Raw genomic sequence first — 14,772 nt, 5'->3', positions numbered from 1 at the left:
CGTCATGGCCATGCGATTAAATGAAGATCTCGATAGCAACGGCGAAATGCATGAAATCAACGTTACGCCGTTTATCGACGTGATGCTGGTGCTGCTGATTATCTTTATGGTCGCTGCGCCGCTGGCTACCGTTGACGTTCGCGTCAATCTGCCAGCCTCTACCAGCAAGCCTCAGCCGCGCCCGGAAAAACCGGTCTGGCTCTCAATCAAAGCGGATAAACAGCTGTTTATCGGCAATGAGGCGGTGACGCAGGAAACGCTGCTGTCGGCGCTGGAAAGCCAGACGCAGGGCAATAAAGACGCCACTATCTTCTTCCAGGCGGATAAATCGGTGGATTACGAAACGCTGATGGGCGTGATGGACAAGCTGCGTCAGGCGGGCTATCTGAAGATTGGCCTGATGGGCATGGAAACCGTCGCGAAATAATCGGCATCAGAAAATAAAAAATCCGTAACGATCGTTGCGGATTTTTTTTGCTTAAAATTTGAGGCAGGCGGCCGCAGCCTTGCGCCACGGCCGCGCCTGCGGCGCTACATTTGCGCCACAGGCTCGCTGGTCTGGCGGGTTTGATACTGCTGTACCAGGCGTTTGATCAGCAGCGTGCCGAGCAGGCCGCAAACGGCAGCGAAGGTCAGCCAGACGCCGGGCATCGCCTTGTCGCCGGTGGCGTGGATCAGATAGCTGGACATCGCTGGCGTAAAACCGCCGAACAGCGCCGTCGCCAGGCTGTAGGCCAGCGAAAAGCCGGTCGCGCGCACCTCTGCGGGCATCACTTCCGCCAGATAGACCACCATCGCGCCGTTATAGCTGGCGTAGAGAAACGACAGCCACAGCTCGGCCTCCAGCAGATGAGAGAAGGTTGGCGAGCCGACCAGCCAGTGCAGCACCGGCCAGGCGGTGGCGATCATCAGTACGGTAAACAGGATCAGCAGCGGACGACGGCCGTAGCGATCGGAGACGGCGCCCATAATCGGCAGCCAGATCAGGTTTGACAGGCCAACGCACAGCGTCACCAAAAAGCTCTGCTTATCGCTCATCATCAGCACCGTTTTCCCAAAGGTCGGGGTAAACGCGGTGATCATATAAAACATCACGGTGGTGGTGACCACCATCAGCATCCCTGCCAGCACCAGCGCCCAGTTGCTGGCGACGCCGCGCACGATCTGACGCATGGAAGGGTGCACCTTACGCTGGCTGAAGGCTTCGGTCTCTTCCAGCATTCTCCTGACCCAGAACAGGAAAGGCACAATCAGGCAGCCGATGAAAAAGGGAATACGCCAGCCCCAGTCGGTCACCTGATCTTTCGCCAGCAGATGGTTCAGCCCCAGGCCCAGCAGCGCGGCGAAAATCACGGCGACCTGCTGGCTGCCGGACTGCCAGCTGACAAAAAAGCCCTTGCGGTTTTTCGGCGCGATCTCGCTGAGATAGACCGAAACGCCGCCCAGCTCCACGCCCGCCGAGAAGCCCTGCAACAGACGGCCCAGCAGGATCAGGATTGGCGCCGCCGCGCCCAGCATGTTGTAGCCCGGCACGATAGCAATGGTTAAGGTGCCGATCGCCATCAGGCCCAGCGTCAGCAGCAGCCCTTTACGCCGTCCGTGATGGTCAATATAAGAGCCGAGGATAATCGCGCCCAGTGGCCTCATCAGGAAACCTGCGCCGAACGTCATCAGCGTTAACATTAGCGAGGCGAAAGGATCGTCACCCGGAAAAAAGGTTTTGGCAATCGCCGTGGCGTAGTAACCAAACACCATAAAGTCGTACATTTCCAGGAAGTTGCCGCTGGTCACATTGAAGATGGTGCGGGCGCTGCCCTGCGGCTTTTTCGCCGAAGAAGAAAAAGATGTCATAGCCTGTCCTTTCAGTTTTTCTTATCTTTTATCGCGCCCGCGCGGACATTAATGTGACAGGCATCACCGTTAAGGCGCCGGATGTATACGTATTGGTAACAAATAATTAACAATGCACTATCCGGGGGCAAACCGTGCCCTAAAAAGAGAGATCCACCACTACGCTGTCGCTATAGTTGCCCGCAGGCGGCGTGGCCTGCGAAGTCAGTATGCGCGCCGTATAATTAAAAGTGCGGGTCAGGCCGTCGGTGGTAATGCTGTTGGCCGCCGAGCTGGCGACGCGCTCCGTACCTGTCGGCCCCCAGCGCGAGGTCGTGGCGTTTTTATAAATTTCATAGGCGAGCCGGTTGCTGCCGCTGGCCATATAGCGCTGCGCGCCGACCGCATAGCCGCCGTTGCTCAGGCCAACCGTGTAGGTGCTGCCTTTGGTGCAGATCACATTAATGGACTGCGAAACCGCGTTAAAACTGCCGACCAGCGGCGCGCTGCCAAAGCTGACGTTAGGCGCGGTAATAGTGGTGCAGTCGTTGGTGACCACCAGCGTGGTGGTGATGGGCACCGTGCCGGAACCGGTCTGCTGACTGCCCAACAAACAGGCGCCCAGCGCGCCAATGCCGGTACAGATGTTATAGCTGACCAGAATATTCAGCGTCACCGTGTAGGTACCGGCGGCCACCACCTGGCCGGTCAGCGTCCTCAGATAAAGCGGGATAGCGAAGTTCTGTCCGCCGCCTGTTCCCAGCAAATTAAGCAGCTGCGCCTGGCTGAAGTTGACCGTAGTGCCGCCGATCAGCATCTCGGTGGCGCAGGCCGTATCGCTGCATACGCGCAGCGGAATAAGATCCGTCCCGGCGCTGGAGGTTTTCAGCGCGCCGCGCGTGCTGCTGGTGTAGGTGGCGCTGGCCAGCTGAAACCGGATGTAATCGCTGGACAGCAGCGACAGCACGCTGCCCGAACCGCAGTTGACGTTAACGGTGGCGGTGGTGTTGCTCACCGTGGTGTTTACCGTAAAAGAGCTGACGCTGCCAAAGGTAGCCGTAGAGGTCGGCAGCGTGCAGGCCGCCCAGCCGGATAGCGAGCAGAGCATCAGCAGCGAAAACAGCGCCAGGTGGAAGATCGATCTTATTGGCAAAGTCATGGTGAGGTTCCTGAGGCAGCGGAAAGGGCGCAGGTCAGCGGCCCGTAAGTTTGTAGCGACGTCGGGCGACCGCCCGGCACGTCGAGCTTCGCTTCGCAATGGCGTCCGTCCGGCGTTTCCGCGCGGAAAGGGTTAACGGCAGCCAGGTTTTCCATCCAGACGATACCGTCCCAGCCGACATAGGTCGTCGCGGCGCCCGCGCGAATAATTTGGGTGGAAACGGGCAGCGGTTCGCCGTTCTGGTCGTGCAGGATCACGCTGGCCGCGCGCAGCGGTTCAATCGGGAAATGCAGCAGATAGCCGCTGTTGCGCTTGACGGCAAAACGCTGCTCGACGCTGGAGGTGGTCATATCGGCCGGCAGATCCAGCGTGTCGATATCATATTTGGCCGGATAATAGGAGCTGATGCCCGGCACCAGCAGATGACCGCCGGCGTCCGTTTTGCCCATCAGCTGGTTTTCGTAGCGCACGTTGATATTGGGATAGTCGGTTTTCACCACCACAAAGGCATCGTTAACCTCATTGGCAGCGAAGTAGCTGCCGTCCATCAGCACCAGCGAGCCGCTCACGTCGGCCCATTCGGTGGTGTAATCGCCATCGCCGTAGAAGCCCGCTGAAGTCTCAATCTTCTGGTTGCGCCAGCTCAGGCTGGCCTGCTTATAGTCGCCGCCGCTGCTCTGGTTGGCCCAGGAGGCGTCGTAAGCCAGCCCGCCGTCGGTGGGCATGGAGCGCGAAACCGTTACGCGCTGCGAGGTGGTGCCCTGCTGGTCGCGATCCAGACTCAGGCTGGCGTTGCCGCGCTCGCTGAACGGGATCACCAGCGAAATGGTGCCCGTCCAGTCGCCCTGTCGCTGGTCGCGGCTGGCGGAAACGTAAAGGCTGCTGTTGCCCCAGATATTTTTGCTCCAGGAAAGGTTCCACAGCTGGGTGCGGTCGCCGCTGCCGCTGACGATGTCGATAAAGGCCGCGCCAAGGCTGCCGAAGCGATCGAGCGAGACGCTGGCGCTGTACTGGGCGCTGCGGCGGCTAAGGGTGTATTCCGTGCCCGCCAGGCCGCTGTTGCGATCGCCGTACAGCGCCAGGTTGCTGAAGCCCGCCGAGCGGATAATATGCTGCGTGCCGATGTTAAAGCGGCTGTTGCTGTACTGATAGCCCCAGCTGTATTGATTGCCATGTTCGCCGCTCATCTGGCTTTGCGCCAGCGCCGCATTGACCACGCCGAGCGACCCCAGCCTGACCTGGCCGCCCGCGCCGCCCAGCGCCAGCGCGTCCGCACCTTCGGCATGGCTTTCCAGCGTCAGCCAGTCGGTCAGGCCATAGCGCCAGGAGCCGCTGGCGGCGGCGGAGCCATAGTCAAAGCTTTTGATGCCGTAATTATTGCGCAGCGCCCCAGCGGAAAAAGAGAAGTCAGAGAGGCCGGGCTTCAGCAGGCTGCTGGAGACGTAAAAGGGCATGGTGGTGGAGACGCGTCGGCCTGCGGCGTCGGTCGTTACCACTACCGCTTCGCCCGCGCCGTTAACAAACGGCATATTGGTCATCGACCAGGGGCCGGGCTGTACGTCATTGCTGCTGTTCTTATAGCCGTTGACGAAGAGATCGACCGTGGAAGGTACCGCCGCCTGGCCGGAGAAAGAGGGCAGCGGATAGGTCACCAGATCCGGGCGCACGGAGAAGTCGCGCGCGATCTGAATACCGCCCAGCCGCACGCTGCTGCTCCACGCCAGTGAATCGGTGATCAGATCGCCCACGCGCCAGCTCAGCGAACGGGTTTCATCCTGATTGCTCCAGTAAGTGTCATAGCGCAGATAGCCCTCGTTCTGCGAGCCTGCCGTCTGGCCGGAAAGCTGCTGCTGCCAGACGCCGTTGCTGGAAAACTGCCCCAGCGTGCCAAACAGGCGAAACTCGTTAAAGGCGGAAAGGCGGCTGCCGCTGGCAGAGGTACGGCTGGTGTAGAGATCGTAGTTAAACAGCGCGCCGGTAGAGGTTCTGCCAGGAAAGCGCGGGCCGTTCCGCTCCTCGTTATTCAGTTTCTGGCGCGGCAGCCAGCCGGGCGGCACCGTCAGCAAGAGGCGCTGGCGGGCCTGGTCGTAGTCGGCTTTTACCTGCGGCATGGCGGAAACATCCATCATCGACGAGGTGATCAGCGCTGAAGGGATGCCGGCCCGCTGCAAATCGCCCGCGCGCAGATAATAATGGTTATCACGGAACTCCACCGGCACGACCTGGCCGTTGTCCTGCTCGTTGATCACCAGCCCCAGCATATATTGCTGGCTGGCGCCCGGCGCGTTTGGCGACGGCGGCGGCGGCAAAGTGGAATAGGTTTCCGCGCGACCGGCTGAAGAAAGCAGGTAGCTTAACAGGCAGAGGGCCAGGGAGCAGCGGCGCCCGTTCATCGGCTAGCGCGCAGAGCTGCCGCTGCGCCAGGTCTGGTTATTATCCAGTTCCGCGCTGAGCTGCGAGCGGTCAGACGCCGGGAAATTAAGCGGAAACGTATTGCTCGATCGCGCCAGCACGTAGCCGAACAGGCTGTTTGACAGCGTCCGGCCGCCCAGCGAAACGTTGCTTAGCCGCGCGTGGCCGCTGCCGTTATTGGTAATAAGCAGCGCTGACTTACCGTTCTGATTAACGAGGCGCCAGCTAAGGTCGGGGCGGGCCGTGTCGGCTGAAAGGCCTTCGCCATAGGTAAACAGCGGCACGGAATAGCGCATCTGGAAATTAAGGCCCGCCTGATTTTCGCCAGGCTGCTGCGGCGTGGGGATCTCATCCAGCAGCACCCGGTAAGCCCGCTCCTCGCCTTTGGGCGGCGGGGTCTGGTTAATCAGCCTGACCAGCTGCTTCTGGCCCGGCTCTATCCTTACCAGCGGCGGGCTGGCGACCACCGTTTGCTGCGTCTGATACTGTTCGTGTCCGTCCTGCTGCTGCCAGGTGAAAACCCTGACCTGCATCAGCGTGGTCGCTGCGCCGCGATTCTCCAGCCACAGCTCGGTGGCTTTATCGCCGCTGTGGATTTTCGGATCGATGGGCCAGATCAGCACCGAATTTCCTGCCCACGCGGGCAGCAGTGAGCTAACCGTCAGTCCGGCCAGCAGTGTGATAATACGTAGCGTCTTCATGAAATACTTTCTCCCTGTTTACCAACTCAGCGTCACCGTCAGCGTGTCGCTGTAAGTCCCGGCCCGCCGAACGCCGCTCATCTGCAGCCGACCATATATCGGCAGCGTGATGTTATTGGCGTTACTGTAGGTCAGCGCCACGTTCTGATTGACCGGGATCGCACTTGCCGCACTGGCGGTGGCGCTGGTGTAAAGCGCATAGGCCACTAAATCGGTGTTATTAGCAATTTTAAGATTACGCGTGCTGGAATAATTACTGCCGCCGTTAATGCTCATGCTTAGCGCAGTGCCCGGCGTACAGGCCAGCGTAATCGTGGAGCTTTGAACAAAGCTGGCGCTGGCAGAAGCCGAACCGACGCCGGGGCGGGTGCCGAAGTTCAGCGTGCCGAACACGCCGGTATTGGTGCCGGAAATCACGCAGCCGTTCACTACCGACGCCGTCACCTGAAAAGTCTGCGTCGGCAGCGCTCCGGCCGGAAAGCTGATACAGCAAACCACGACACAAAGCGGGCTAAGCCAGCCCGCCGATGTTCTTTCCTGCCCCGACACGACGTGCTCCCTGCCGCCGTCAATCAGTAGTTCACGGCAACGTTAATCGTATCGGTATAGGTACCTGCCGGGATCGCTGCGTTAAAACCGCCGCCGGTAATACGACCGTAAATCGGGTAGTTGTCGCCATTGGTCGGATCCGTGGTGCCCGTGCTGGTCAGGTTAGTGTTGTTAGCGATGGGCGTGGTATAGGAAGTGGAGTTATAGAGCGTATAGGCAATGCCCTGCGTGGCGTTGCTGCCCAGCACCAGATAGCGAGGCTGCGCGGTTACTTCGCCAAACACGGTAGCGGGCGCGGCGTTGCTGCTGGTGAGCTGCACGTTATAGGTTTGACCAGTGGTGCAGCGCACAAAGATGCCGTTGCCCAGCGCGCCAACTAAGGTGGCGTTCAGGGTATCAAAGGTCGCGGCGCTGCTACCAAAGTCTAAGGTACCGAAGTTAACACCGGTGGTGGCGGTCTGGCCATTGACCAGGCAACCCGTGGTCAGGACCAGCGTGGCGTTGATAGTTCCCGTCGTGGTGGCGGCAAAGCCGGAAGAGGCCACGCCGAGACCCAAGCCGCAGCCCAGCAAAAAAAGCTTCATTTTCATAATCATTCCTTACCGATCAGACCAATGGAAGTGCTTTTTCGCCCGGTGTAAAAGCGTAAAAAATGGCCGCGATGCAGGTAAAACGCAGAGCCGGAAAGAGCTATGTTGGCCGCTATCCACGATAAAAGCCAGATTGACCAATTTCTGTTATGTTTAAAACTATAGAACAGCCTTGAACGCTGAGCTAAGCGAAACGCAAAATTTTGTTAATGAGTTGAAACAAAAGCAGACCTGCTTGCTGTAGCATGAAAAAAGACGCCTGACAAAAAATAATCAGCGCTGGCCCTGGGTTTTGCTGGGCAAAAAAAAGAGCGGATGCTAAGGTCGTTAAGCAAAAAAAACAGATAATAAACCCGTTTAATTATAAGGAGATAGATGGGTTAAGCCCGAGTCCGCAGCCGGGCATGGCCGCTTTATGCCACCAGGGGTAAAGTTGACTACTCTTTAGCCGATACCGTAATTGTTGAAATCGATTTATCAGCTTTATTATTCCCTTACCCGGTGCCAGTAATCTGGCTTTTGCTTCAGAGATTTGCATATGCTTATGAGCTCCTACGACCAGCTACTGGTTATCGTCTCCATCTTTGTTGCCTTCCTGGCATCCTATACCGCGCTGGATATGGCGGGCAGGGTGGCAACCTCTACGGGGAAAGCGGCCCGCGTCTGGCTGGTTGGCGGTGGCTTTGCGATGGGCATCGGCATCTGGTCTATGCATTTTATCGGCATGCTGGCGATGAACCTGGCGATGGTGATGAGCTACGATCCGCTGCTCACGCTGATTTCCATGTTTGTAGCCGTAGTCGCCTCGATTTTTGCGCTGTGGATTGTCTGCTACGGTGAACTGGTCTTTGCCCGTCTGATGGTCGGCGCGCTGGCGATGGCCACCGGCGTGGTGGCGATGCACTATATCGGCATGGCCGCGCTGATGTTTGAACCGGGTATCGTCTGGGACTGGCGCTGGATTGCGCTGTCGATAGCGATCGCGCTGGGCGCCTCAACGGCCGCGCTGTGGCTGGCGTTTAAGCTACGTCAGGGCGAAGGGCATTTAGCGCTGCTGCGCGCCGGCGCGGCGCTGATTATGGGCGCCGCCATCGCCGGGATGCACTACAGCGGCATGGCGGCGGCCAGCTTCCCGATGGGCAGCCACGCCACGCAGATGGGCGTGAACAGCAGTTGGCTGGCGATGCTGGTCGTGGTGGTGACGCTCTCTATTTTGGGTATTACGCTGGTGGTTTCCACGCTCGACGCGCGCCTGCAGGCCAGAACGTCGGTACTGGCTTCTTCGTTGGCGGAAGCCAACCGCGAGCTGGCCCAGCTGGCGCTGCACGACAACTTAACCCGCCTGCCTAACCGTATTCTGCTGGAAGATCGCCTCGATCAGGCGCTGAGCAAGGCCGTGCGGGAAGAGACCGCTTTCGCGCTGATGTTTATGGATCTGGACGGTTTTAAGGCCGTTAACGACGCGTTTGGTCACCACGTTGGCGATAACCTGCTGGTCGCGGTCACCGAGCGGATGAAAAATTTACTGATCGGGCACCATACGCTGGCGCGGCTGGGCGGCGACGAGTTTGTGCTGCTGGTGGAAATCAGCGAGCCGAACGATGCCGCCGCCGTGGCCGATATGCTGGTCAAGGCTATCGACGAGCCGTTTTTGATTTCGCGTTACGAGCTGGTGGTGTCGCTGAGCATCGGTATTGCGGTCTATCCGGGCGACGGCAACGACGAGCGGGAACTGATGTTCAACGCCGATGCCGCTATGTACCACACCAAAAACAACGGCCGTAACGGCTATAACTTCTTCCAGCCGTCGATGAACACCATCGCGCAAAACCAGCTACAGCTGATCAACGATCTCTGGCTGGCGCAGGAGCACGACGAGCTGCGCCTGTTCTACCAGCCGAAATTCTGCGCGCCGCAGGGCCCTATCGTCGGGTTTGAAGCGCTAATCCGCTGGCAGCATCCGCAGCGCGGGCTGCTGTCGCCCGACATTTTTCTGCCGCTGGCGGAAAAAACCGGGCTGATCGTCAGCATCGGCAACTGGGTGATTAACGAAGCCTGTCGCCAGCTGAGCGTCTGGCATCGAATGGGCAATACGCAATGGTCGATAGCGGTCAACCTGTCGTCGCTCCAGTTTGAGCAGGCCGGACTGGTGGAAACGGTGGTCGCCGCGCTGAAGAAACATCAGATTTCGCCAGAGCTGCTGACGCTGGAAGTGACCGAGACTACCGCCATGCGCGATCCCGACGAAAGCGTGCGTATTTTAACCGAGCTGACCGAACTGGGCGTGAAAGCCTCGATTGACGATTTCGGTACCGGCTATTCCAGCCTGCTTTATCTGAAACGTCTGCCCGCCAGCGAGCTGAAAATCGATCGCGCCTTCGTTAACGAGCTGCATACGCAGAGCGAAGACGCCACTATCGTTACCGCTATCGTGGCGCTGGCGCAGACGCTGAATCTGAAAGTGGTGGCGGAAGGCGTAGAGACGGAGGAGCAGCAGGCCTTTCTCACCGGCCTGGGCTGCAACTCGCTACAGGGCTATCTGCTGGGCAAACCGGTTCCCCCTGAGCAGGTGCCGCACCTGAAGCTGTATGCGGGCAACCACGAGTCCAACCGCACGCCGGAACAGAAAAAAGCGGCGGAGGAGAAGATCCCGGTGTCAAAAGCTGTTTAATCGCAGCCCGGCTAACTATAATAGTTGCTCATTCCTGAGCACGGGCCTGTAACAGTTTTGGCAAAATATCTGCAGTTAATCGACCAAATCCAGCAGCAGATCGCCAGTGAGATCTGGCTGCCGGGCGAAAAACTCCCCTCGCTGCGCGAGCAGGTGGCGCAGAGCGGGATGAGCCTGATGACCGTTATGCACGCCTATCAGGTGCTGGAGAGCCAGGGCTGGATCGTCTCCCGGCCGCAGTCCGGCTACTACGTAGCGCCACGGGCGGAATTTCTCAGCCAGCCCGCCAGCCACCAGAAGGTGCAGCTCACGGAATCGGTCGATATCAACGACTTTATTTTTGAGGTGCTGCAGGCGTGTCGCGACCCGGACATCATGCCTTTCGGCTCCGCTTTTCCCGATCCTGAACTCTTTCCGCAGCGCCAGCTGATGCGCTCGCTTTCCGCCGTTTCGCACTCGTTAAAACCGGCGGACGCCTTAAACAACCTGCCGCCGGGCAACGAGGCGCTGCGCAAAACGCTATCCAAGCGCTATGCGTTACAGGGCATACAGGTTTCGCCAGAAGAGATCGTGATCACCAACGGCGCGATGGAGGCGTTGAACCTGAGCCTTCAGGCGGTCACCGCGCCCGGCGACTGGGTGGTGGTGGAAAACCCCTGTTTTTACGGCGCGCTACAGGCTATCGAGCGGCTTCAGCTCAAGGCTGTCGCTATCGCCTCGCATCCGCAGCACGGCATCGATCTGACGGAGCTGGCCGCCACGCTGGCGAAGCTGCCGGTCAAAGCGTGCTGGATGATGTCGAATCAGCAGAACCCGCTGGGCTGCACGCTAAGCCGCGAGAAAAAGCAGGCGCTGGTGGCGCTGCTGGAGGCGCATCAGGTGACGCTGATCGAGGACGATGTGTATAGCGAACTCTGGTTCGGCAGCGAAAAACCGCTGCCGGCAAAGGCGTTTGAGAAACAGGACAGCGTGCTGCACTGCTCTTCTTTTTCTAAAAATCTGGTGGCGGGGTTTCGCGTGGGCTGGGTGGCGGCGGGCAGACACGCGCAGCGCATCCAGCGACTGCAATTAATGAGCACTATCTCAACCAGCGCGCCGATGCAGCTGGCGCTGGTCGACTACCTGGGCAGCCGCAGCTACGACGTGCATTTACGCCGGCTGCGCCAGCAGCTGGAGCAGCGCAAAAGCCTGGCGCGGCAGTCGCTGCGGCGGCATCTGCCCGCCAGCGCCAAAATCAACGACTCCCAGGGCGGCTACTTTTTATGGATCGAGCTGCCGGAAGCGGTTAACACCACCGAGCTGTACTATCGGGCGCTGCGCGAGAAAATCAGTATCGCGCCCGGTAAAATGTTTTCTACCAGCGAGCAGTATGCCAACTATTTTCGTTTTAATACGGCCTGGGAATGGAATGACTCGCGGGAGGCGGCGGTAGCGACGCTGGGCAGGTTGATTGCGGAAATGCTTCAGGGCCAGCGCTGGCCCTGACATATCAGACGGCAGAGGCGCGTTTTTGGCCCCAGGTCAGATGATAAACGTCGTAAAAATCGACTTCGCCTTTCAGCTGCAGCAGCTTTTGAATGCCTTGCTTAACGTTGTCCGGCACCTGGCTGCTGGCAAGGATATCCTGGATCGCCTTGTCGGACAGGGTACGCACATAATACCATTCGCCGTTATAGCACACGCGCAGATCGAGCGTATCGATATCCTCAAAGCGGTAGCGCGGATTGACATCCAGCAGCATCAGGCCGCTCATCAGCAGCACGAAAAAAGTGGCGCCCCAGAACGCAGGCCAGCCCAGAAACTCCGTGGTAAAAATCAGCGCCACGGTCAGGGCGTAGCAGACATACATCGACGCCCATAAGCCGGGATGACTTTTCAGAAAATTGAAGCTGAAACGCGGTCGGTTATCGCGCTGTTCTTCACGATTAAGGGTGTCGATTTCGCGCAGCAGGATCTGTTTAACGTCTTCCACTCTGAACCTCCTCTTGGTACAGGCATCAGTAGACCACACCTGGCGCAAGAAGGGCAGACACAGTTAATGCGAATAAAGCTATAACAGTTGCCCATATAACAAAATTAACGTTCTTGTTACCAGAACGCGTCAGAACGGCCGCCGACTGCCGCAGGCGGAGCGCGCGGGGTGAAATGCCGACGGGATCGCCGCCGCAGCCGGAACAACAGCCTCTTTCAATTTATATACCTCTTTTTTTTCGGCATAAATAAGTTAATCGATAACGGGATCTATTATCACCAGGGGAAATAAATTGCCTGAAAGCGCAAGAAACATAATGAAAAAAGCGAGTGGCGCCTTGAAAAAGGCGGGCGACAGAAATCTGTCCGCGCCAGGCGCTAATACGCTTTTGTTTAATTTAATTACAGGTTTCGGCAATTAAAATGCGTGACGTGCCGATTTGTTATGGCCGCTGGCTTGTTATATGTTTGTACTCTCTTAATAACGGATGAAGCACCAGGTTAATTCTGTTTTTAAATATTAAGCTGCCTTCAAATAAACAGATAACAAGTTAAATCAGGTAAGGATTGCCAGGATGAAAATAGGGAAATATTGTTTTTTTGTTAATTATTTTGCTCAATCCAACCCGGGGCGGCGTGACAACGATGAAAAATAATTTTGCCAGCATCCATAGCAGAAAAGAAAATGGTACGGATAGCGCACGATCATTATTAACGGAAGGCGTGACGGCCAGCGTCTGGACGCCCGATTACGTTCTGCGCCTGCGGCAAAACATTCATCTCTGCGGCTGCTCTGGCTGCGACGGCGCCTCGCCGCTGCTGCAGTTTCGCTGGAATAACCACGTGCGCCACAGCGCGGATATCAGCTGCAACCGGGCGGCGGCGGAAATCCTGAGCCTGACGGCGTCCTGTACCCTGAGCGTCAGCGAAGACCTGGCCGAACATTTACCCGAACTCTCCGCAGAGCGTTTACAGATGAATCAGCACTGCCTGCGGCTGTTTGCCGCTTTCCGGACTGAGCCTGTGCTGTTGCTCTATGCGCTGTACGGTTTTATTCGTCAGTCTGGCCCGCTTGACCCGGAGCGGCGGGCCGCGCTGCTGGAGACGTGGCTACAGCCCGCCGGCCGCCAGCGGCTGGTGCAGGATTTTTGCCTGCAGCAGGATGAACACGGCTTTCCGCCGGTCGCCGGGCAACGTCTGGAGGCGCTGCCGATATGGTTACTGGTGGATAGCGACGCCAGACTGCACAAGCTGAAAGCGATGCGGAAAAAGGGTGAGGAGACGCTACGGCAGACGTGGCGCGGCCTGCAAAAAGCGAGCAGAGCGCGGCGAAAGATCCTCGGTAATTTTCTGTTTTATGAACTCTGCCATAACTTTTTTCCCGGTCATCTCGTTACCGACTGGGAGAATAATTTTGCCGACCTTTGCCGGCGTGCCCTTAGCCTGCTCCTGCTGCTGACGGCGGTTTCGCCTGAACTGGATAAAGAAAGCTTGAGCGCGCTTTTTGCCGCCAGCCATCGGGCTGCGCGCAGGGAAGCTTTTTCATAACAGGCGGCGGGCGGCCGTGAACAGGCGCCCGCTTCGGGCAGCTATAAACCGAGCCAGGCAATCAGGGTAAGCAGCATTATGTTCTGCATCAGGCACGGCGAGCGCCAGAGGCGGGCAATCGGTGGCTTCTGCGGTGGGTTTCCGTTTCTCTTTGCGGGAGCGCACAGGAGCAGTGGCCGTCACCGGCGCGTGCGTTTCCGGCAGCAGGATAGTATGCCAGAGTCATCGGCAGCTTTAACCGACATTGCCCAGCTTTCGCTGCTCGGCCGTTTCACAATGCAGCAGCGATGCTGAATCCGGATCAACCAGCCCGTGATGAATCAGATAGCGAGCAACCATGAACTAACCTCCTGGTTAGCCAGGGGCATTAGCGCGGTTTTCCCATTTTTCCGGTGATCAATCCCTTATGTTTATTAAGTGATTAAGCCGCCGTTTAATTTTATTTTCTTCTTTTTAAAACCAGCCTGTTTTTACTAAATCGTTTTTTTTTGGCAGGCGCGTGGGCTATTTTCGGAATGCAAAATGGCCTTACATTTTGCCTCCGAGGCAGGCGGGTGAATAATTTGAGTTAAGTCGAGAAAAATTAAGAAGTTATGTGATCAAAAACCGATCGTAATGATTGCATCTTTGCCGCCAGGTGCCACAATTAATTAACACCGAAATTACAGGAGGCATCTTATGCTAACCCATGCTGGTAACCTGCTTGCGATGATGTCTTTTGCAGCCGGCACCTTTTCTGCGGGTATGTCGAACAATCCGCAATATATGACCTTTCAGCCAGCCAGCGGCGTGCCGAACAATCCGCTGCCGCTGATTATTTATCCGCGCGCGGTGCCGGGTGAGGTGGAAGATGTGGCGGCCTGGTTTGAAGAAACGTTCGCCAGCCATCGCTGGACGCCGCGCTGGCGCTATCCGATTTATCCCTATACCCACTATCATCCCAACACCCATGAGCTGCTGGGTATCGGCGCTGGCTGGGCGCAAATCCTTTTCGGCGGCGAAACGGGCAGGGCGGTCACCGTTCACGCGGGCGATGCGATCCTGATCCCGGCAGGCGTTGGCCATCAGCAGCTGGCGGCCAGCGAAGATTTTTTTGCCGTCGGCGCCTATCCACAGGGCATGGAGCCGGTGACGCGACGCAGCGATCTGGAAGATGTGGAAGCCTCGCTACTGGCTATTAAGCGCGTACCTGTACCGCAGCACGATCCCCTCACCGGCGGTGAAGGCGCGGTGACTGAAATCTGGCATCCTTTACAGAACTGATCCATTCCCTTCTTCTCAGCGCGTCTGCCCCGTCAGGCGCGCTTTGCCAAATATTTTTTTAATAATGTCTCTTTTTTA

At 57.9% G+C, this 14,772-nt stretch carries 12 protein-coding genes; 5 read left to right on the top strand and 7 right to left on the bottom strand.

From position 1 onward, the window contains the following. Window positions 1-4 precede the first annotated feature (4 nt). Window positions 5-427: a TonB system transport protein ExbD gene (gene exbD, locus AB3U87_RS02985; protein WP_253458280.1), complete on the top strand. Its 423-nt coding sequence runs from the start codon at window positions 5-7 to the stop codon at window positions 425-427. 104 nt (window positions 428-531) lie between these two features. Here exbD and tcuC read toward each other — a convergent pair whose 3' ends face one another. The 6 genes from tcuC to AB3U87_RS02955 all read right to left on the bottom strand — a co-directional run bounded on the left by tcuC (window position 532) and on the right by AB3U87_RS02955 (window position 7,241). After that, window positions 532-1,851, bottom strand: a complete 1,320-nt coding sequence (tcuC, locus tag AB3U87_RS02980; protein ID WP_394148356.1) for an MFS transporter — start codon at window positions 1,849-1,851, stop codon at window positions 532-534. Window positions 1,852-1,990: 139 nt separating this feature from the next. Beyond that, entirely contained in the window at window positions 1,991-2,989 is a 999-nt protein-coding gene (locus tag AB3U87_RS02975) for a Csu type fimbrial protein (RefSeq protein ID WP_253458284.1), read from the bottom strand. Then, entirely contained in the window at window positions 2,986-5,382 is a 2,397-nt protein-coding gene (locus AB3U87_RS02970; RefSeq protein WP_253458286.1) for a fimbria/pilus outer membrane usher protein, read from the bottom strand. Before AB3U87_RS02970 ends, AB3U87_RS02975 begins: the two co-directional genes overlap by 4 nt. A gap of 3 nt (window positions 5,383-5,385) precedes the next feature. Next, entirely contained in the window at window positions 5,386-6,102 is a 717-nt protein-coding gene (locus AB3U87_RS02965; protein ID WP_394148354.1) for a fimbrial biogenesis chaperone, read from the bottom strand. 18 nt (window positions 6,103-6,120) lie between these two features. Further along, complete coding sequence (locus AB3U87_RS02960; protein WP_253461218.1) at window positions 6,121-6,600, bottom strand: Csu type fimbrial protein; 480 nt, start codon at window positions 6,598-6,600, stop codon at window positions 6,121-6,123. A gap of 74 nt (window positions 6,601-6,674) precedes the next feature. After that, window positions 6,675-7,241: a spore coat protein U domain-containing protein gene (locus tag AB3U87_RS02955; protein ID WP_125287232.1), complete on the bottom strand. Its 567-nt coding sequence runs from the start codon at window positions 7,239-7,241 to the stop codon at window positions 6,675-6,677. Window positions 7,242-7,779: 538 nt separating this feature from the next. Between AB3U87_RS02955 and AB3U87_RS02950 the strand changes: the two genes are divergently transcribed. Beyond that, window positions 7,780-9,912, top strand: a complete 2,133-nt coding sequence (locus tag AB3U87_RS02950) for a putative bifunctional diguanylate cyclase/phosphodiesterase (protein ID WP_394148353.1) — start codon at window positions 7,780-7,782, stop codon at window positions 9,910-9,912. A 57-nt stretch (window positions 9,913-9,969) separates the two neighbouring features. Then, entirely contained in the window at window positions 9,970-11,397 is a 1,428-nt protein-coding gene (locus AB3U87_RS02945; protein ID WP_394148351.1) for an aminotransferase-like domain-containing protein, read from the top strand. Between the two features lie 4 nt (window positions 11,398-11,401). Here AB3U87_RS02945 and AB3U87_RS02940 read toward each other — a convergent pair whose 3' ends face one another. Next, the gene (locus tag AB3U87_RS02940) at window positions 11,402-11,884 is read right to left on the bottom strand and encodes a YlaC family protein (RefSeq protein ID WP_125287235.1); all 483 of its coding nucleotides are present in this window, start codon (window positions 11,882-11,884) and stop codon (window positions 11,402-11,404) included. A 644-nt stretch (window positions 11,885-12,528) separates the two neighbouring features. On the opposite strand from AB3U87_RS02940, the gene AB3U87_RS02935 reads away from it, so the two are divergent. After that, a complete protein-coding gene (locus AB3U87_RS02935; protein WP_394148349.1) occupies window positions 12,529-13,431 on the top strand; it encodes a hypothetical protein in 903 nt (300 codons plus the stop codon). 678 nt (window positions 13,432-14,109) lie between these two features. Beyond that, window positions 14,110-14,694, top strand: coding sequence for a cupin domain-containing protein (locus AB3U87_RS02930; protein WP_253458298.1), 585 nt, complete (start codon window positions 14,110-14,112; stop codon window positions 14,692-14,694). The last annotated feature ends 78 nt before the right edge of the window (window positions 14,695-14,772 follow it).

Source organism: Erwinia plantamica (assembly GCF_043420595.1).
Lineage (GTDB): Bacteria > Pseudomonadota > Gammaproteobacteria > Enterobacterales > Enterobacteriaceae > Erwinia > Erwinia aeris.
The sequence above is the reverse complement of the archived record's forward strand: the minus strand, read 5'-3'. Positions and strand labels throughout refer to the sequence as shown.